Raw genomic sequence first — 19013 nt, forward strand, 5'->3', positions numbered from 1 at the left:
GCCGCGGCGGCCAATTCAGCGGGTGTGCGCAGCGAGAAGATGTCGCGAGGACGAAGCTTGAGGCCCACCTTGCGGGCCCGGCTGATCAGGCCCATGGCGACGATGCTGTCGCCGCCGAGCGCGAAGAAGTCGGCGTCGGCGCCGACGCTGGGCACCCCGAGCAGTTCGGCGAAGATCTCGCGGACCGACTGCACCCGCGGGTCGTTCGACCGGCCAGCCGTGACCGGGACCTCTGGCGCGGGCACGGGGAGGGCGCGGCGGTCGATCTTGCCGTTCGCGGTGACGGGGAACTCGTCGAGCACCAGAACGGCGTTGGGCACCATGTGTTCCGGTAGTTTCGCGGCGCACCAGTCCCGCAGCTCGACGGGGTCGACGTCGGCACCTGCCACCACGTAACCCGTCAGCTGTGCGCCGCCACCTGGCGTGCTGCGCAGGACGACTGCGGCGTTGCGGACCAGGGGGTGAGCCGCCAAGGTCACTTCGATCTCTTCGAGCTCCACCCGCATGCCGCGGATCTTCACCTGGTTGTCGGCTCGGCCGAGGAACTCCAGTACGCCGTCGGCGGTCCAGCGTGCCAAGTCGCCGGTGCGGTACATCCGCGACCCGTCGTCGTCGAAGGGGTTGGCGACGAAGCGGGAGCCGGTCAGGCCCGGCGCGTGAATGTAGCCGCGCCCCAGCAGGAATCCCGCGGCATAGAGCTCGCCACCGACCCCGACGGGCACCGGCCGCAGATCGTCGTCGAGAACGTAGAGCTGCGTGTGCGGATTGGGCCTGCCGATGGACGTCTCGATGCGTTCGGCGCTATCCCGGTAGATGACGTGCGAGACGCCGATGGTGGCCTCGGCAGGACCGTACCCGTGATACAGCGTGGTGCTCAGCTGGGAGCGGAAGCGCTCGAAGAGTGCGGGCGTCAGGACCTCGCCGCCGCACCAGACGTGCTTGAGCCCGGAGAGCAGGGTAGTGCCCTCGGCCAGGACCAGCAGGACGTCGAGCATCGACGACACCAGATAGACGAACGTGACCTTCTCTTCTGCGATGAGGTCGAGGAGGTACTGCGGGTCGCGCTCTCCCCCTGGATCGGCCACCACGACGTAGCCACCGGATACCAGCGGCAGGAGGATCTCGTTGATCGAGATGTCGAACGACAGTGGCGCCTTGAACAGCGACGCGTCGCCCGGCCCGAAGCCGAGGACTTCCTCCACCTGCCAGTTGAGCCGTTCACAGATCGCTTCGTGACGGATCATTGCGCCCTTGGGCTTGCCGGTCGAGCCCGAGGTGAAGATGACGTAAGCCAGTTGGCTGCCGTCGATTTCGGCGACCGGCGGGTCCGTGGACTCGTGGTCCAGCGACCACCCGTCGAGGTCGAGCTCGATGGGATCCGGGTCGTCCGGCAGCGCAGCGCCATGGGCGACGAGCACCGCGGTGGCGTGCGTGTCGGCAAGGACCTGGCGCCGCCGGTCGGCTGGCCACTGGGGGTCGACGGGAACGAAGGCGCCCCCCGCGGCGAGGATGGCCACGACCGCGATCACCATCTCGGCCGAGCGCGGCAAGGCAATGGCGATCATCTGCTCGTGGACGACACCGTGCCCGCGTAGGTGGTTCGCCAGCTGGTAGGCCCGCGTCGCCAGTTCGCCGTAGGTCAGCCGGGTGTCGCCCGCGACGACGGCCAGCGCATCGGGTGTCAGGGCGGCCTGGCGCGCGAACGCCTCCGGGACCGTGGTCGTGGTGCTGGGCCAGCTTTGATTGTTCCACTGCCGCAACAGGTTCAGCCGGTCGTTCGGGGTGAGGCCGTCGTCGATCTCGGTCGTCGTCACGTTTGGGGTCCCGTCGCGTAGGAATGATGGGCGGCCCAGGCACGCCACAGTTGGGCGTACCGTCCTCCGGCCGCCACCAGGTCGTCGTGTGTGCCCTCCTCGACCACCTCGCCGTTGGCCATCACCACGACGCGGTCGGCCGATGCGGCCTGGGTGAGCCGGTGTGCGATCACCAGGGTGGTGCGGCCCGCGGTCACCGCAGCGGCGGCCCGCTCCAGCTCCCTGGCGCCCTGGCTTCCCGCCTCGGCGGTGGCCTCGTCGAGGACGGCCACCGTCGGGTCCGCGAGTTGCAGGCGGGCCAACGCAAGTTGTTGCGCCTGTGCCGAAGTCAGTTCGTGACCGCCTTCGCCGACGATCGTGTCGAGTCCGTCGGACAGGCCCTGCACCCATTCGTCGGCACCGACGGTGTGCAGGGCGGCGCGGACGTCGTCCTCGGTGGCGTCCGGGTTGGCCAGGCGCAGATCGTCGAGCAGTGGGCCCGCGAAGACGTGCACCTCCTGGCTGACGATGGCGATGTGTCTGCGGCGCTGCTGCGGGGTGAGGTCGGCGAGATCGACGCCACCGATCCTGGCGGTGCCTCGGCGTGGCGTCAACGCACCCGCGGCGATGCCTGCGACGGTCGACTTGCCCGCTCCCGTCGAGCCCACCAGCGCGACCCGCTGCCCTGGTGCCAGCCTGATGGTCACGCCGCGAACGACGGAATGCTCACCGTCGTAGCTGAATTCGATGTCTTCGAGGTCCAGTGCACCGTCGCGGGGCTGCACCGGTGATGGCGGCACCGGTGGCGCGGCGTCGCCGGTGAGACCGACCAGGCCGACCAGCCGGGCCAGGCTGGCCCCGGCGTCCTGCGCCTCGTCGAACGTGAAGAGCAGCATGCTGATGGGGCTGAACAGCCGGTGGAACAGCAGTGCCGCCGCAGTGGTCTGACCCACCGACACGTCTCCTGCCTTCACCAGGACGAAGCCGGTGACCAGAATGACTGACAGACCGATGAATTCGGCCCTGTTGATCCGGCCGACGAAACGGGTGAAGAGGGTGAACACGTCGATCGAGATGTCGCGGACCTTGGCCGAGGCGGTCTCGACGGACTTCTGGTGCGCGGTGTGCATGTCGTAGGCGTGCACGGTTGGTGCACCGATCATGCTCTCCATCAGCACCTGGGAGCGCTCGGCGATGGCTCTGCGCTCCGCGGCGTAGCGCGGGGCGGACCGGGGCAGGTACCAGCGAAGCGCGATCACGTAGAAGGGCACGGCGACCGCACCTGCCAGGCCAAGGCGCCAGTCAAGCCCGAGCATTGCGACCAGTGACAGCAGACCGAGGAGGATCGCGGCGAACATCGTCGGGATCACGTCGGACACCGCCTTGCCGATGGTGGCGACGTCCGTACTCACCCGGGAGAGCAGGTCGCCGCGCCCGACCCGTTCGACCGTGGTCGTGGGCAGGGAAAGCGCGCGCTCGACCCCCTCCTCCCGCAGGTCCGCCAGTGCGACGGCTCCGAGGCGACCGATCAGGTAGTTGGAGATGCCGAGGGCCACGCCGCCGATGAGGGCCGCGCCCGTCACGATGACGGCGATCGTGACGATCACCGACGTCGGTGCTCGGTCGATGATGCGGTCGACGAGGATACCGAGGACGTACACCGGCAGCACGGACATGGCGGCCGCCAGCAGGCCGACCACGACGGTCAGCACCACCGAGCCCCACCGGGCCCGAAGTTCACGCCGCAGCCACGTCCACGTATCGCGTCCGGTCGCGACGGGCAGGATCACGGGTTCGCAAGCGCTCATCGGTCCACCCCGCTCTTCGCGCAAGCGCTCATCGCAAAACCGCCGACTGGTAGTCCCGCCGTTCCATCAGCTCCCGGTGCGACCCCGACGCCACTACCCGACCGTTGGCAAGCAGGACCACGCGATCCGTTGCGGCGAGCAGCGCTGGGCTGCAGGTGATGACGACGGTGGTGAAGTCACGCTGCGCGCCGCCGTGCCGCATGTCGTTGATACCCTGCGCCACTGCGCTTTCGGTGACCGCGTCGACCGCGGTCGTTGGCTCGTGCAGGACCAGGACGGGGGTGCGCCGGAGCAGCGCGCGCGCCAACGTCAACCGCTGCCTCTGGCCACCGGAGAGACTGGCGCCGCGTTCGGTGACGGCATGGTCGAGCCCTTCGCGGTGCACCTCGACGACGTCGACGGCGCACGACGAGCGCAGCGCATCGTCGACGGCCACCGCATCGGCGTGCACGCCCTCGACCAGATTCGAGCGCAGGGAACCGGTGAAGAGGTCCGTCCTGTGGGGTTCCACCAGAAGGGCGCGGTGCGATTCGGTGAGGTCGAGCTGCTCAATCGGCACACCGCCCACCAGGACGTCCCCGGTGTACTCGTCGCGCACCAGCTGGCCGGAGAGGACCTTGACGAGCGCGTCGGCATCGGCGGATCGCGTCGCGACGACGCCGACCATCTCGCCTGCGCCGACGGTCATCGTGGCGCCCTCGAGAGCATCGTGCCGCACGTCGCGCAACTCGATGCCGTGGGGCCCGGCGCCAAGTGCGGCAGTGCCCGGCGACAACGCCGTTGGCGCGTCCTCCACCCAGCCGACCCGTTCGGCCGAGGCGCGTGCCTCGGCGATCCAGCTGGGCACCTCCGCCATCGTGCTGAACGGCTCGAGAAGGAACTGCGCGAGACCGATCACCGTGATGAGCTCGCCGATCGAGATCCGCCCGTCCAACGCGAACCATCCGGCGGTGACGGCCACCCCGACCGCAAGCAGCGCGCTCATCGCGTTCGAGAAGCCGATGAAGATGCTCTGAGACCGGGTCGCCCGGATGGTGGCCGCCAACGCGTCCTGGCTCACCGCGCGGTACCGCGCGGTGGCTGCGTCCTGAGCGCCGATGCCCCGCAGCGGCCGCAGCCCCGCGACCAAGTCGGCCGACATCGCGGTCGCCTTTCCGGCCAGTTCCTGCTGATCGGCGACGCGGCGGGTGATCACGGGACCACCGAACTGCAACGCGAACAGGATCAGCGGGGTGCCGATCAGAACCACCAGGCCGAGCGGGACGTCGATGGTCAGCAGAACGCCTGCGCAGACCACGATTGCGGTGATCGCGCCCGCGATTCGCGGGACGTAGTCCAGCAGATACGAGGTGTTGTCGGCGTCGCTGCTGGCGATGGACAACAGTTCCCCGCTGCGCAGTCGGGTCCGCAGCCGCCAGGGATGCAGGATCCTGATCGCGAGGTCGACGCGCAGTTGATGGCCCTCGGTGGCGATGGCCCGCATCAGCTGTCGAGCTCCGAACCGATAGCAGAAGTTCAGTACGACGAACAGCGCCGCGAGGACGCCCACCCAGACCACCAGGGCGGTGACGTCGCCGGTCTCGACGGCACGGCCGATGACGACGCCGATCAGGACGGGAACCATGGCCTCGCACAGCTGGTGACCGCAGATCAACAGCGATCCGACGGTCAACAGCTTGGCGTTGCGGGTGACGGTCCGCCGCAGGATGGCTACCCCGCTGCGGGACTCGTTGTCGGGCTTGTCCGATGACATCGCGATGGTGACTACGATCCCGAATCGGCTCCTGGCGAGCCGGTCGCAGCCGCCATCCGTTCCCGCAGGCTCTTGGGTCGCATATCGGTCCAGCTCTCTTCGACGTAGTCGAGACAGGCCTGCCGACTGGAGTCCCCCTCGGCGCCGAACACGATCCGCCAACCGCCGGGGACCTGCTTGAACGTCGGCCAGAGGGAGTGTTGTTCCTCGTCGTTGACCAAGACGTAGAAAGTAGCCGTCTCGTCGTCAAAGGGGTTGCCCGACATGCGCTCTCCTCGATACTGACTCGAATACCGTCGTTGGCTCGCGGCGCTTTGTTGGGCCGCCCACCTGAACCACGAAAACACTATCAAGGTTAGGCTTGCCTAGGCTAATCACCTACGGAAGGTAGAACATGCGCGTAGCGACGTTCGGGTACCAGACCTGGGGTCACAAAACCCTGGAGGCGCTCATCAAGTCAAGTCACGACGTCGTCCTTGCGGTGACTCACCCGCCGAGTGAGCAACCGTACGAATCGATTTGGGCCGATTCCGTCGAGGAGCTCGCCCGTGACCATGGCATTCCCGTACACCTGGCGCAGCGTCCCGACGAAGCCCTGCTGCAGCGGGTCCGAGAGGCCGAACCCGACATCATCGTCGCGAACAACTGGCGCACCTGGCTGCCAAGGGAACTGTTCGACCTCCCGCCGCACGGCACCTTGAATCTTCATGATTCGCTGCTGCCCAAGTTCACCGGATTCTCGCCGGTGATCTGGGCGATGATCAGCGGCGCAACCGAAGTCGGGTTGACGGCGCACCGGATGGACGACGAACTCGACACTGGTGACATCATCCTGCAGCGAGCCATCCCGATCGGCCCGACCGACACCGGCACCGGCCTGGTGCGCGCCACCATCGAGCTGATCCCCGACGTCCTGCTGGAGTCCCTGGAGCTCATCGAGCAGGGCCGAGCCACGTGGACCGCCCAGAACCTCGACGACCGGACGTTCTTCCACAAGAGGTCGGCGCGGGACAGCATCATCGACTGGCGTTGGCCCGCAGAGGATCTGGACCGCTTCGTTCGCGCCCTGTCCGACCCGTATCCGAACGCCGTCACGTACTACCGGGGTCAGCGGATCCGCGTGCTGCGGGCGTCGGTGTCCCGCTGCCGCTACGGCGGCACTCCTGGACGGGTGTTCATCGCGGAGGGCGACGGCATGGTGATCGTCGCCGGACCCAACGCCTACCGTGGCGACGGCCGTGGCCTCGTCATCGAGAGGGTGCGACTCGACGACGGCACCGAGCTGGCCGCGCTCGACTTCTTCGGACGTGGTGGCGGCTACCTGACCGACGAGGCCGGCCCCGGCTAGTGGTCACTGCCGGGTCCCGGCTGGTGGTCACTGCCGGCTCCCGGCTAGTGGTCACTGCCGGGTCCCGGCTAGTGGTGACTGCCGGCCCCGGTCTCGTGACGCACCGATCCGAAAAGCCGCGCCTCGACGATGGATTCGACGATCTCGCCGCAGCGCACGGCGATGTTCGAAATCAGCGACGAGCTCAAGCCGTGGGTGTGTTCGGTGCCGCCCTGGAGGTAGATGGCACCCGGGATCTCCCGAGCCGTGCGCAACCGGTAGTCGCGCTCCACCTCGGGGCCGTCGACGGCGTATACGGTCGGATCGCACAGGTCGCCGAGGATGTCCGGAAGGGACAGCGGCGTGAATCCCGTCGCATAGATCACGGCATCACAGTCGAGGGTTTCGGTCGCCTTGGTCGGATGATGCTCGATGACCACTCGCACCCCGGCCTCGTCCTCGGTGGCCGAGCGGATGCTCGACGCGCCATGGAAGTACAGCCGGCGCTCGCCCGCCACCCGCTCGGCGTATTCACGCGCGTAGAGCGCCTCGATCAGCGGCAGATCGACGACCGAATAGTTGGTGGCGCGGTGATAGTCGAGTAGCCGTTGCCTGACCATTGGCTCGGCCGTGTAGAAGTCGTCGACGGCGGCGGGGTCGAAGACACGGTTGGCATAGGGGCTGTCGTCTGCCGGGCTGTAGCCGTACTTGGCGAAGACGCCGTGAACCTCGGCGTCGGAGAACGTCGAGTGCAGGTAGTCGGTGACCTCGGCCGCGCTCTGACCCGCCCCGACGACGACGAATCGCTCGTGGCGGACCGACGGCAACTTCGGGATCTTGACGAGCAACTGGTGGTTGTGGAATTGCCGCGGAGTCTCGACGACACCACCGGGCAGCTGCGGCTGCAGGCCGCCGGCGAGCACAACGGCACGGGCCCGCAGTGTTCCGCCGCCTGCGCCCTCGGCGTCGATCGCCAGATGGTCGCCTTCATCGCGAACCGCGACCGCCCGCGTGCCGTAGCGCACGTTGGCGTTTACCCGGTCGGCCGCCCATTCGAGGTAGTCGTGGAATTCGAGCCGAGTTGGAAAGAACGTCTGATGATTGATGAACTCGTTGAGCCGCCCCCGTTCGGTGAGGTAGTTCAGGAACGTGTAGCGGCTTCGAACGTTGCGCTGGCTGGCCAGATCCTTCAAGAACGAGATCTGCATCGTCGTGCCAGGGATCAACATGCCCGTGTGCCAACCGAATTCCGGCTTCACTTCCAGGAACTCGGCCGTGATGACGTGCGCGGGATCGCAGGTCTCGTTGTATTCCTCGATGGCGATCGCCAGGCCGAGGTTCGACGGGCCGAAGCCGACCCCGACGACGCTGAGAAGTTGGCCGTCGTCGCTGCCCGACCGGCCGGTACCATTCGCGACGGTCGTCGTCATCGGCTCGCCCACTGGTCGACCGCACCTGGCACGGGCTGGGCGGGATCGTCGCCGAGCGCGACGATGCGGTTTCGTTCGTCGACGTGAACCACTCTTGGCACGTAGTCCAGGATCTCGCGCTCTTCCAGCGCGCGGAACGACATGATGATGACCATGTCGTTTGGCTTGATCAAATGCGCTGCGGCCCCGTTGATCCCGATGACGCCCGAGCCTGGGGCTCCCGTGATGGCGTAGGTGGTCAGGCGCGCGCCGTTGGTGATGTCGACCACGTCGACTTGCTCACCCTCCAGGATGTCCGCCGCCCGCATCAGGTCCTGGTCGATCGTGATCGAACCCACGTAGTGCAGGTCTGCCTGAGTGACAGTGGCGCGATGCACCTTGCCGCCCAGCATCGTTCGGAGCATGCATTCCTCCAGCGTTCTTTGGCGTCATGGCCACCGGACGAGTCGCGATTCGGTTAGCCGAGGCAATCCTAACCTTAGGAGGCTCTCAGTTTCACCCCTACCTCGGCGCCGGTATCGACCCAGGCATCACAGCAAACTCCCGAGCGATTCCGACAGCGCCGAGCAAAGGGGACCAACTCCTGTTCAGCGGTGCCGCGCTGGTTGGTCCCGAACGTCAATGTGGCTGTTGGGCAACCCTGTTCAGGTCAAGATTTGGATCCTTGCGTTTGCGGGTGCGCAGACTGCCTGATGCCCGGGGGATCACCAGCGGGGTACCCGTCTCGGGGTCGTCGATGATCTGGCACTTGAGCCCGTACACCTCCTCGACGAGGCCCGCGGTCACCACATCGGACGGATTGCCCTGAGCCACAATCGTTCCGGCCTTCATGGCGATGATCACGTCGGCAAACCGGCAGGCGTGATTCAAGTCGTGAAGCACCGCCACGATGGTGCTGCCGTGTTGGGCGTTGAGGTCGGCGAACAGATCGAGCAGTTCGATCTGGTGGGCGATGTCGAGGAAGGTCGTCGGCTCGTCGAGCAGGATCAGCGGTGTCTGTTGAGCCAGCACCATGGCGACCCACACGCGCTGCCGCTGCCCTCCCGACAACTCGTCGACGGGCCGTCCCGCCATCGCCGTGACGCCGGTGGCCGCCATCGCGTCGGTGACGGCCTGCTGGTCGGCGCGGGAATACTGCCGCAACATCGTCTGGTGGGGGAACCGCCCGCGCGCCACCAGGTCCGCGACCGTGATCCCCTCAGGAGCGATCGACGACTGGGGAAGCAGGCCGAGCCGGCGCGCGACGTCCTTGGTGCGCAGACGCGTGATGTCGGTCCCGTCGAGGATGACCTGACCCGACTGCGGGCTCAGCAACCGTGCCAGGCCGCGGAGAAGGGTGGACTTGCCGCACGCATTCGGTCCGACGATCGCGGTGATCGCGCCTGCGGCGATGTCGACGTCGAGTCCCTCGACGATCGCGGTGGCGCCGTAGCCCAGCGACAGCGCGCGGGCGCCAAGGGACACCGGCGCCGGTCGCTGCGCGTCTACTTGGTCATCGTGTGACATCCGTTCCTCTCTACCGACGCCGAGCCTGGACGACGAGCAGGTAGACGAGGTACAGCCCGCCCAGGGTCACCGTGATCGCACCGACCGGCAGTTCGGTCGGCGCGAACAGCCGCAACGCCACCAGGTCGCTGCCAAGCAACAGGAACGCGCCCATCGCGGCCGCTGAGACCAGCCCGACGCCCGGCGCGCCCGTCAGGCGCCTTGCCAGCTGCGGTGCGGCGAGGGCGACGAAGGATATCGGGCCAGCTGCCGCTGCGGCGATCGCAATGAGAAGCACCCCAATCCCGAAGTAAGCCAGTCGAACTCGTTCCGGACGGAGGCCGAGCGCCCCTGCCGCGTCATCACCCATTTGCAGGATCGGGAGCTTCGGGCCGACGACGAGCAGCAGGGCGACGGCGACGACGAGGCCGCCCGTCACCGGGTACACCTGCGCCCACTCCAACCCACTCAGCGAACCCTGCTGCCAGATCGACGCCGTAATCGCTTGGTGCAGCTTGATCTTCAGGATGATCCACTGACACAGCGAGCTCAACACCGCGCTGACGGCGATACCGACGATGATCAGCCGGAACCCGGCGAGCCCGTTCTTGTAGGACAGCAGATACACGACGATCGCCGTTGCGAGGCCGCCGATCACGGCGCTCACCGACACCGTGTAATAGCCGCCCCCCAGCAGGGCGATGGCCGTCAGCGCACCGGTGTACGCGCCGAAGTCGAAGCCGATGACGTCCGGGCTGCCAAGCGGATTGCGCGTCAACGCCTGAAAGATGGCGCCCGACACGCCGAGGGCGGCGCCGATCAACAACGCCAACAGGATTCGCGGCATCCTCCACTCCAGGACGAGCACGCTCGCAAACGACTGATCCCGCCCGGTCAGCACGTCGATCACCTGTCCGGGCGGCACCGGGTACTCACCGACGCCCAGCGCCAGCACGGCCATCACCGCCGCACCCGCGGCGAGGATCGCGAGGACCGTCACGCTGCGCCACGACGCGCGCAGCGACAGCATCGGCTCGCGCCGCACGACGAGTTGCCGGTGACCGAAGTCGATGGCTTCGAGTTGGCTCACAGTCCGGCCGCATTCCGACGGCGGACCAACCAGATCAGCACCGGAGCGCCAACGAAGGCGGTGACGATGCCCGCGGGTAGTTCGCCCGGTCGCACGACGACGCGCCCGACGATGTCGGCGGCCAGCAGCAGGGCGGGTGCCACGAAGACGCAGTACGCACAGATCCACCGCCAGTCCGGCCCGGTGAACCACCGCACCGCGTGCGGGACCATCAGGCCGACGAAGCCGATCGGGCCCGCGCCCGCCGTCGCCGCCCCCGCCAGGATGGTCACGGCCAGCAGACCGATCACACGGGTGCGAACGACGTTGCCGCCCATGGCTACCGCGAGGTCGTCGCCGAGGGCGACGGCGTTCAGTCCGCGGCTGACGTACAGGCACATGGCGGTCCCGAGCACGACGAACGGCGCCACGACCGCGACGACGATCATCGGGTGCCCGTCGAGCGCACCGGCGTCCCAGTACCTCATCGAGTCGAACGCGCGAGGATTGCGAAGGCGGATCCCATACGAGATGCCCTCCATCACGGCACCGGCGGCCACGCCTGCCAGCAGCATTCGGACGGGCGTCGCGACGGCGCGGCCGGTCATGCCGATCAGGTACACCAGCACCATGGCGACGAAGGCGCCCGCGAACGCGAACCACACGTAGGACCAGACCGTGCGCAACCCCAGGAACGCGACGGCCGCGACGACGAAGAGTCCAGCGCCGGAGTTGATCCCCAGAATCTGCGTGTCGGCCAACGGATTTCGGGTGACGCCCTGTATCAACGCGCCGCTGAGCCCCAACGCGATGCCCACCACGATCCCCAACAGCGTGCGCGGGATCCGGAGGTCGTGGACGATCCACTCGTTGCCGGTGTCGGTGTAGTCGGTGACGGCTCGCCACACGGTGCCGGGACTCACGGTCTCCGTGCCGATCGCCAGGCTCAGCGCGCACAACGCGGTCAGCGCGGCGAACGCCACCACCAGGCCGATGGCGCGGTGGCGGTGGCGGGGTGCTCCCTGGGGTGCGACGTCGGCGTCACCCTTGGGTGTCGTTGCGGTGGCCAACGGCTAGAGCCCGACTCGTTCGAGCGCCTCGTCGTACTCCTCGGAGGCGATCTTGTCTCCCTTGCCGTCGGCGAGTGCGCGCGCATACACCGCTTCGACCTCGTCGCTGACCGCCTCGTACTTGCGGTCCCACGTCTCTGAGTCGAATCGCCAATACCCGACGATGTCGTATTGTCCTGCCACCCAACCGTATTCGCGTCGAAGATGCTTGCGGACCTCCCGCGTGGTCTGCGCCTCGCCAGCGAACCAGCAGTAGCCGCGGCCCTCGGGGTGCGAATGCGCCTCGGCCAGTTCGGTGAGGCGGCTCGGTGCGTGCCCGTTGCCGGTGCCGATGGTGGTGACGATGGGGATGTCGGGCCGGACTGGCAGATAGTCGAGGTCCGCCTCGTCGGCCACTTCCACGATCACCGCCGCGGTGGCGTCCCGTGGCAGTTCGTCGAGGATCCTGGCCAGCGCTGGCAGTCCGGCGAGATCGGCGATCAGCAGCTGCCAGTCGCTCGCCGACTCCGGCCGGTACCAGCTGCGCGCGTGGTCCAGGAGCACCCGGTCCCCGATGCGCGCCCGGCGCACCCAGTCGCTCGCGATGCCGCGCTGGTGCAGGACGAAGTCGCAGGTGATCTGGTTGGGTCCCGGCCCGCGGTGCCGGACGCTGTAGTTGCGACCCTCCGGTTCGTCGTCGAGGTCGAAGTGGCCCCACTCGCCGTCGCGGTACTCCATCGGCGGCGGGCTCGACTGGCCGGGGCCGGGAAAGTAGATGCCCACGGCCTCGTCGGCACCGCCCGGCATGTTCAACTCGGCGACCTGCGGCACGTCGAGGACTACCCGCCGGATACGCGGTCCCACGTCGACGATCACGGCAACCGATCCGTACACGTTCGGCATGTAGTGCAGGCTAACCTAATGGGTTGGCGGCACGGCAGCCACCCGGCAGTGCGGTTTACCTACCGGACATCCGCGGGTACGACAACTCGATGGTCAGAGCATTCGGATACAACAGCAACGGCGGACCCGACGTTCAGGAGTTCCTCCAGCTGGAGATGCCCACCCCCATGCCCGGCGAACTGCTGGTGGAGGTGCGGTCCGCTGGAGTGAATCCCGCCGACTGGAAGATCCGGTCCGGCAGTTTCAGCACCGGTGACAGCGCCACCTTCCCTGCGGTATTGGGCATCGAGGTGTCCGGCGTGGTCCGCGGGGTGGGCAAGGACGTCGACGGGTTCGCGGAGAACGACGAGGTCTTCGGCTGGGTGGCGCCGGGCTCGGGTGCCTTCAGTGAATACACCCTGGTCCCCGCGACCGGTGCGGCCCACAAGCCGCCGCAGGTGACCTTCGACGATGCCGCCACGCTGTCCGTCGCGGCCGCCACCGCATACGACGGGGTCACGCAACTGCAGCTCAAGGAGGGTCAGACCCTCTTGATCAACGGGATCGGTGGCGGCGTCGGGGTGGCCGCCGCGCAGATCGCCCGCGATCTCGGCATCAACGTGATCGGTACGGCCAGCGAGGACAAGCGGTCCCTCGTCGAGACGCTCGGTGCCACCCTGGTGACGTACGGCGACGGGGTCGGCGAGCGGATTCGCCAGATTCTTCCCGACGGTGTCGACGCCATCCTCGACCTCGCCGGAGGTGACGGACTGCAGGCAGTCGCGGACCTGGTTGCCGACCGCACCAAGTTGATCAGCGCCGGCGACCCGAGCGTCGAGGAGCTGGGCGGCCACTTCATCGAACGAAACCGCACGCCCGCCGTCCTGGAGAAGGTGGCCGCACTGGTGGCCGACGGCAAGCTCGATCCCCACGTCGAGGACGTGCGCCCGTTCGACGAAGCCGCCGATGCCATGGCGGCCGTCGAAACCGGCCACGCCAGAGGCAAAGTCGTCGTTCAGGTGAGCTGACCGCGCCGCCGGTCGCCGATCGCCCCCGCCCGTCAGTAATCGTAGGTATTGGCGGGTGCCGGGATCGGCTGGACGTCGGCCACGGTGAACGTCGGAATCGCAAGTCCGTTCCCGTCGGCTGGCCGCGGCACCACCCGACCGCGGACCCGGATCCAGGCGCCATCGGCGAGATCGGCAGCCGCGGGACCGGCGAGGTGAATCCGGGCCAGCTGCGCGTCGGCCGCACAGCAGATGATGACCACCCGCGCGAGATCGACGCGGTCACCGTCCCTCATGGCGAAGCCGTTGATCGTGATGGTCCTGCCGTTCAGGGTGCCCGCGACGTCGTTGGCCGCCCGCCTGAGCACCTCGGGCAGCCGCACCACCGGCGCGGGCTCGTCGGGCAGCGGAGGGTACGGCCTTCGGAGCGCCTCGGTGGACACGGCGATGCTCGACGGCGCGGCGGCGCGGGGCGCCAGTGCGGGCGGCACCACGAACACCAACGCCGCGACGGGCACCACCAGCAGCCATGCCATCCCGCGGCGATGTCGGTGGCCGGGCTCGCCGGAGTCGGCGACGGGTGGGCCGCGTCGAACGTCCCTGACGATGCACGCCAGCGCCAGCGCGATCAGCACCGCCGCAGCGAGCAGCAGCCACGGCAGAAGCGCAGGCTTCACGTACCGCGTGTAACTGCCTGCGACACCGATCATCCCGATGGCGACGCCCACCAGCAGCAGCAGGACGTTCTCGGTCTCCCTTGTCATCCGGTACCGCCCACAGTCATCCGGCACCGCCCACAGTCATCCGGCACCGCCCACAGTCATCCGGCACCGCCCAGGACGACGTAACCGACCCCTGCCGCCGTCAGCGTCGCCACCACGAACGTCGCGGGCGCGAAGCGTACGGCGAACGCGCGGCCGAACGAGCCCGCCTGCATGGCGAACAGCTTCACGTCGACCGCCGGACCCACGACGAGGAACACCAAGCGGGGAAGCAACGGCAACATCGTCAGGCTGGCCGCCACGAACGCGTCGGCCTCCGAGCACAGTGCCAACACCACCGCCAGCAGCGCCATCACCAGAATGCCGAGCGCGAGGTTGCCCGCAAGGTGCTCGAACACCCAGGCGGGGACCAGCACGTGCAGCGCAGCCGCGGCGGCCGCGCCCAACACGAGATACGGCGCGGCCTGCAGGAAGTCGTGCCGCGCCGCCTCGGTGAAGACGGTCCACCGCGACGCGTCCGCATCGTGTGAGCGGGGCAGCCGACGCGTCACCCAGTCCAGCCGTCCCCACCTCGACCACGCCAGACCCATCACGACGGCGGTCGACAACGAGGCCGAGGCCCGCGCGACCACCATTCCCGGCTGACCTGGGAAAGCCACCGCGGTGGCCACCAGCACCACGGGGTTGATCGCCGGTGCCGACAGCAGGAAGGTCAATGCCGCTGCCCCAGAAGCACCTTCGCCGAACAGTCGACGCGCCACCGGTACCGACCCGCATTCGCACCCCGGCAGCGCGGCACCGCCAAGGCCTGCGGCGACGACCGCCACGCCGGTGCGACGCGGCAACCATCGCGCCAGTCGCTCCGGTGTCACGAAGACCGCCACCAGTCCGCTGACCAGAACGCCGAGCACCAAGAAGGGCACTGCCTGCACGAAGACACCGCAGAAGATCGTTGCCGCGGTGCTCAGGTCGGGGCTGCCGACGACGAGGCCGCGGATCAGTTCGCCGGTCAGCGCGAACACCACTAGCGTCGCGATCAGCAGCTCCATCGAGCCCAGGCGGCGAGCCAGCGCGACGGTCACGCCGACATGGTGCCACTCAGAGCTGGGAGCGACCGTCGACTCGTCGCGCTCAGTCGGCGTCGTCCGCTGGTGGCGCCTCAGGTGGCGGCTTGCTCAGGTACGCCTTGAGACGGAACAGCTGGCTTGCGGCGAGGCCGACCCCGAGTACCCCCACGACGATTGCGATGGTGATGGTCATCGACTGCCCTTCCCTCGCCCTGCGCCCAGCCTAGGCATCGAGCGTGCCGACGACGTCCGGAACGGTCGCCTCGGCTGCGCCCGCGGCCGGTTAGAAGCCGTCCGGGTGCCTGGCTGTGCGGATGGGCTCGGCGCCGTGGATGGCCGCACGGATCGCGCTCTCCACGGAACTGTCCGAGACGAACAGCATCTCGTCGCCGGCTTCGAGCACTTCGTTGGGGGTCGGAAGGATGACGGTACCGCCGCGCAGAAGCGTGACCATCGCGGTGTTCGGCGGTAGATCAAGCTCGCCCACCCGCTGACCGACAAGCGGATTGTCTTGGGGCAGAGTGAGTTTCGCGAGATCCGCCTGCCCCTGACGCAGGCCCATCAGCCGTACCAGATGGCCGATGTCGATGGCACCCTCGACGCCGGCCACCATGGCGCCCGGCGTCGAGACCGCCACGTCGATACCCCACGCCTGGGTGAACAACCACTCGTTGCTGATCTGGTTGATCCGCGCGACCACCCGCGGCACCCCGAACTCGGACTTGGCGAGCAGGCCGACGACGAGGTTCGCCTTGTCGTCGCCGGTGGCGGCGATCAGCACGTCGCAGGTTTCCGCACCGGCCTCCTCGAGCGTCGCCACCTCGCAGGCGTCGGCGAACAGCCAGTCGGCATCCGGAACGGTGTGCGGCTCGAACTTGCGGCGCTCGCGTTCGATCAGCAGGACCTTGTGTCCGTTGTCGAGGAGTTCCTGCGCGACGGACCGCCCGACGTTCCCTGCGCCGGCGATCCCAATGCGTGTCTTGCGCTCCGTCACTCCGTCATCTTCGTCCATCGCGGCCGTGCCGTCTGCCTCAGCTCACGACGAGGTGTCGATGAACTCGTCGGCGACCCACTGGGCGACGCCTGCCGGGTAAGCGCCGTCCGGGGACGGAGAAAGGCCGAGGACGACGTGACCGAATCCGGCGCCGAGGGCCTCGCCGATCGCGTGGCGGGTGGCGTCGGGCTCGTCGTAGGAGACCGGCAGGAAGATCGAGCGGGTGATCGTGGTGGGATCCCGTCCGATGTCGGCGCAGTAGCGATCGAGCAGCGCGCTGCGCTCGGTTGCGTCGTCGATGTCGCCGCCGGGGACGTTCCACACGTCGGCGTGCTCGGCGACGACTCTGAGCAGCGCGGCCGAGCGTCCACCGATGACGATCGGCGGGTAGGGCTGCTGCACGGGTTTCGGGTTGCACAGCGCGTTGGTGAGTTGGACGTAGGTGCCGTCGACGTCGAACGGTTCGGTCTCGGTCCACATCCGCCGGATGACCGTCAACGCCTCGGCGAGGGCGTTCACCGAGTGCGAGAAGTCGTGGAACGGGAGGCCGTGCGCCTCGTACTCGCGGCGGGCCAGGGGGTGGCTGGGGCGCGAGCCCGCGCCGATGCCGAAGTCGAGCCGGCCTCCGGACACGACGTCGACGGTCGCCGCGATCCTGGCCAAGAGGGCGGGTGGCCGGAAGCGGTTGCTGGTCACCAGCAACCCGACACGCAGCCGTCGGGTTCGTGCGGCCAGGGCCGAGAGCAGCGTCCAGCCCTCGTGGATGGGCCCGTCGGGGTCACCCGCGATCGGCACCAGGTGGTCGAACAGCCAGGCGTGTTCGATCTGCGGGATCTCGTCCGCCTCCATCCAGACGCGGAGCACGGTGTCGTAGTCGACCTGCATGGGTGCGGTCATGATGCCGAAGCTGGGGGTGTGTGCCATGGTGCCGGTCGCCTCTTTCGGTGCGGGAAGCCAATCGGAGCACTGCTCCGTTTAAGACGATACGGAACATTGCTCCGCTTGGCCACCTGCGGTCGTCCGCACCGTCGTCCCCGCCGCCGACCGTCCTGAAATACTGACCGCACACGGGACGCCGCCGTCCGCCACCGGATCCACTGGCTGGACACTTCCGACGGGAACGAATTGAGCCTGCACGAGCTTTACCTGGCCTTGCTGATCGGCGGCTTCGTGCTGCTCGCCAGCATCGTCGGCACCCGCGTCGCGACCCGAGTGGGATTCCCCAGCCTGCTGCTCTTCCTGCTGGTCGGTGTCGCCATCGGGGAGGACGGCCTTGGCCTCCAGTTCGACGACGTCGAGCTCGCCAGGAACGTCGGCACCGCCGCGCTGGCGATCATCCTGGTCGAGGGCGGTCTGACGACGCGGTTCGCCGACATCCGCAAGGTGCTCGCCCCGGCCGGGGCCCTGGCCACCATCGGCGTCGTGATCAGCATGGTGATCACCGCAGCGGGTGCACACCTGCTGCTACGGATGGACTGGCAGCTTGCGCTGCTGCTCGGCGCCATCGTGTCGTCCACCGACGCCGCCGCGGTGTTCTCGGTCCTGCGGGTGTTGCCTCTGCCCCGCCGCGTCGCCGGATTGCTCGAAGCGGAATCCGGGTTCAACGACGCGCCCGCCGTCATCCTCGTGCTGATGTTCAGTGCCGTTCCCTTCGTGTTCGAGCCCGAAAGCGCCGTCGGGATCCTGGTCTACGAGTTGGTCGCCGGATCGGCGATCGGGCTGGGCTTCGGCTACCTTGGCGCGCTGGCGCTTCGCCGCATCGCGTTACCCGCCTCCGGGCTGTACCCCATCGGGACGTTCGGTTTGGGCATCGTGGCCTTCGCCGCCGCGGGCACCGTCCACGCCAGCGGGTTCATCGCCGCCTATCTCGCCGCGGTGGTGCTCGCCAACTCGGGGCTGCCGCACCGGTCGGCGACCCGGTCGTTCGCGGAGGGGCTCGGCTGGCTCGCCCAGATCGGGTTGTTCGTCCTGCTCGGACTGCTGGTCGATCCCAGCGAGCTGGCCGCCGACGTGGTGCCCGCCATCGTCGTGGGACTGGTGCTTTTGCTCGTGGCGCGGCCGCTGTCGGTCATCGGCGCGCTAGCCGGCTTCAACGTGCCGCTGCGCGAGCAGATCTTCCTGTCATGGGCTGGCCTCCGCGGCGCCGTGCCCATCGTCCTTGCGACGTTTCCCATCGTGGCGGGCGTGGCAAGCAGCACCCGCCTGCTCAACATCGTGTTCGTCCTGGTGGTGGTCTTCACCCTGGTGCAGGGGCCGAGCCTGCGCCCACTGGCGCACCTCCTGCGGCTGATTCCGCGCGACTCCCCGCGTGAGATCCACGTCGAGGCCGCGCCGCTCGACGTACTCGAGGCAGAACTCCTGACGCTGACGGTGCGGCCGTCGTCGCGCCTGCACAACGTCACGGTGATCGAGCTGCGGCTGCCCGATCCCAGCGTGATCACCCTGATCATCCGCGACGGCCACACCTTCGTCCCGCTGCCCGACACCCGGATCGAAGCCGGCGACGAACTGCTGATCGTCACCACCTCCAAGACCCGCGCCGCCGCCGAACGCCGGCTCCGCGCGGTGAGCAGGCGGGGCAAGCTCGCCTACTGGTTCGACGAGTACGGCGAGCCCGAATGACCGAC

General features: G+C 68.3%; 18 protein-coding genes. 3 read left to right on the forward strand and 15 right to left on the reverse strand.

The genetic code is table 11. The annotated features are described in order from the left end of the window. From ABW137_RS31945 to ABW137_RS31960, 4 genes are all read right to left on the reverse strand, one after another. On the reverse strand, positions 1 to 1814 hold a 1814-nt coding region (locus ABW137_RS31945), incomplete at its 3' end, for an amino acid adenylation domain-containing protein (RefSeq protein ID WP_526406288.1). Then, entirely contained in the window at positions 1811 to 3601 is a 1791-nt protein-coding gene (locus tag ABW137_RS31950) for an ABC transporter ATP-binding protein (protein WP_526406290.1), read from the reverse strand. The genes ABW137_RS31945 and ABW137_RS31950, both read right to left, overlap by 4 nt. A 28-nt stretch (positions 3602 to 3629) precedes the next feature. Next, entirely contained in the window at positions 3630 to 5354 is a 1725-nt protein-coding gene (locus ABW137_RS31955; RefSeq protein WP_526406292.1) for an ABC transporter ATP-binding protein, read from the reverse strand. 11 nt (positions 5355 to 5365) lie between these two features. Continuing rightward, positions 5366 to 5620 (reverse strand): MbtH family protein, encoded by a 255-nt coding sequence (locus tag ABW137_RS31960; RefSeq protein WP_526406294.1) that lies wholly within the window; start codon positions 5618 to 5620, stop codon positions 5366 to 5368. Between the two features lie 128 nt (positions 5621 to 5748). Between ABW137_RS31960 and ABW137_RS31965 the strand changes: the two genes are divergently transcribed. Next, a complete protein-coding gene (locus ABW137_RS31965) occupies positions 5749 to 6702 on the forward strand; it encodes a methionyl-tRNA formyltransferase (RefSeq protein WP_526406295.1) in 954 nt (317 codons plus the stop codon). Positions 6703 to 6770: 68 nt separating this feature from the next. Here ABW137_RS31965 and ABW137_RS31970 read toward each other — a convergent pair whose 3' ends face one another. The 6 genes from ABW137_RS31970 to ABW137_RS31995 all read right to left on the reverse strand — a co-directional run bounded on the left by ABW137_RS31970 (position 6771) and on the right by ABW137_RS31995 (position 12617). Beyond that, positions 6771 to 8111 carry a lysine N(6)-hydroxylase/L-ornithine N(5)-oxygenase family protein gene (locus ABW137_RS31970; protein ID WP_526406297.1) on the reverse strand — a complete coding sequence of 447 codons (1341 nt, stop codon included), beginning with the start codon at positions 8109 to 8111 and terminating at the stop codon, positions 6771 to 6773. Further along, positions 8108 to 8515, reverse strand: coding sequence for an aspartate 1-decarboxylase (gene panD / locus ABW137_RS31975; RefSeq protein WP_526406299.1), 408 nt, complete (start codon positions 8513 to 8515; stop codon positions 8108 to 8110). Before panD ends, ABW137_RS31970 begins: the two co-directional genes overlap by 4 nt. Positions 8516 to 8729: 214 nt before the next feature. After that, the gene (locus tag ABW137_RS31980) at positions 8730 to 9617 is read right to left on the reverse strand and encodes an ABC transporter ATP-binding protein (RefSeq protein ID WP_526406301.1); all 888 of its coding nucleotides are present in this window, start codon (positions 9615 to 9617) and stop codon (positions 8730 to 8732) included. 10 nt (positions 9618 to 9627) lie between these two features. Further along, positions 9628 to 10626: a FecCD family ABC transporter permease gene (locus ABW137_RS31985; RefSeq protein ID WP_526406319.1), complete on the reverse strand. Its 999-nt coding sequence runs from the start codon at positions 10624 to 10626 to the stop codon at positions 9628 to 9630. A 56-nt stretch (positions 10627 to 10682) separates the two neighbouring features. Next, positions 10683 to 11735: a FecCD family ABC transporter permease gene (locus ABW137_RS31990; protein ID WP_526406303.1), complete on the reverse strand. Its 1053-nt coding sequence runs from the start codon at positions 11733 to 11735 to the stop codon at positions 10683 to 10685. A gap of 3 nt (positions 11736 to 11738) precedes the next feature. Further along, entirely contained in the window at positions 11739 to 12617 is an 879-nt protein-coding gene (locus tag ABW137_RS31995; RefSeq protein WP_526406305.1) for a siderophore-interacting protein, read from the reverse strand. A gap of 23 nt (positions 12618 to 12640) precedes the next feature. Here ABW137_RS31995 and ABW137_RS32000 point away from each other — a divergent pair, with 23 nt between their 5' ends. After that, positions 12641 to 13624 (forward strand): NADP-dependent oxidoreductase, encoded by a 984-nt coding sequence (locus ABW137_RS32000; RefSeq protein ID WP_526406307.1) that lies wholly within the window; start codon positions 12641 to 12643, stop codon positions 13622 to 13624. Positions 13625 to 13656: 32 nt separating this feature from the next. On the opposite strand, the gene ABW137_RS32005 is transcribed toward ABW137_RS32000, so the two are convergent. From ABW137_RS32005 to ABW137_RS32025, 5 genes are all read right to left on the reverse strand, one after another. Beyond that, a complete protein-coding gene (locus ABW137_RS32005) occupies positions 13657 to 14367 on the reverse strand; it encodes a TIGR03943 family putative permease subunit (protein ID WP_526406309.1) in 711 nt (236 codons plus the stop codon). A 56-nt stretch (positions 14368 to 14423) separates the two neighbouring features. Then, complete coding sequence (locus ABW137_RS32010; RefSeq protein WP_526406321.1) at positions 14424 to 15374, reverse strand: permease; 951 nt, start codon at positions 15372 to 15374, stop codon at positions 14424 to 14426. Positions 15375 to 15456: 82 nt separating this feature from the next. Beyond that, positions 15457 to 15585, reverse strand: a complete 129-nt coding sequence (locus ABW137_RS32015) for a hypothetical protein (protein ID WP_526406311.1) — start codon at positions 15583 to 15585, stop codon at positions 15457 to 15459. 90 nt (positions 15586 to 15675) lie between these two features. After that, positions 15676 to 16386 (reverse strand): potassium channel family protein, encoded by a 711-nt coding sequence (locus tag ABW137_RS32020; RefSeq protein WP_526406313.1) that lies wholly within the window; start codon positions 16384 to 16386, stop codon positions 15676 to 15678. Between the two features lie 42 nt (positions 16387 to 16428). Beyond that, positions 16429 to 17310: an LLM class flavin-dependent oxidoreductase gene (locus ABW137_RS32025; RefSeq protein ID WP_526406315.1), complete on the reverse strand. Its 882-nt coding sequence runs from the start codon at positions 17308 to 17310 to the stop codon at positions 16429 to 16431. A gap of 201 nt (positions 17311 to 17511) precedes the next feature. Here ABW137_RS32025 and ABW137_RS32030 point away from each other — a divergent pair, with 201 nt between their 5' ends. Beyond that, positions 17512 to 19008, forward strand: a complete 1497-nt coding sequence (locus ABW137_RS32030; protein ID WP_526406317.1) for a potassium/proton antiporter — start codon at positions 17512 to 17514, stop codon at positions 19006 to 19008. The last annotated feature ends 5 nt before the right edge of the window (positions 19009 to 19013 follow it).

Origin of the sequence: Mycobacterium sp. (assembly GCF_040509115.1) — a bacterium.
Taxonomy (GTDB): Bacteria; Actinomycetota; Actinomycetes; order Mycobacteriales; family Mycobacteriaceae; genus Mycobacterium.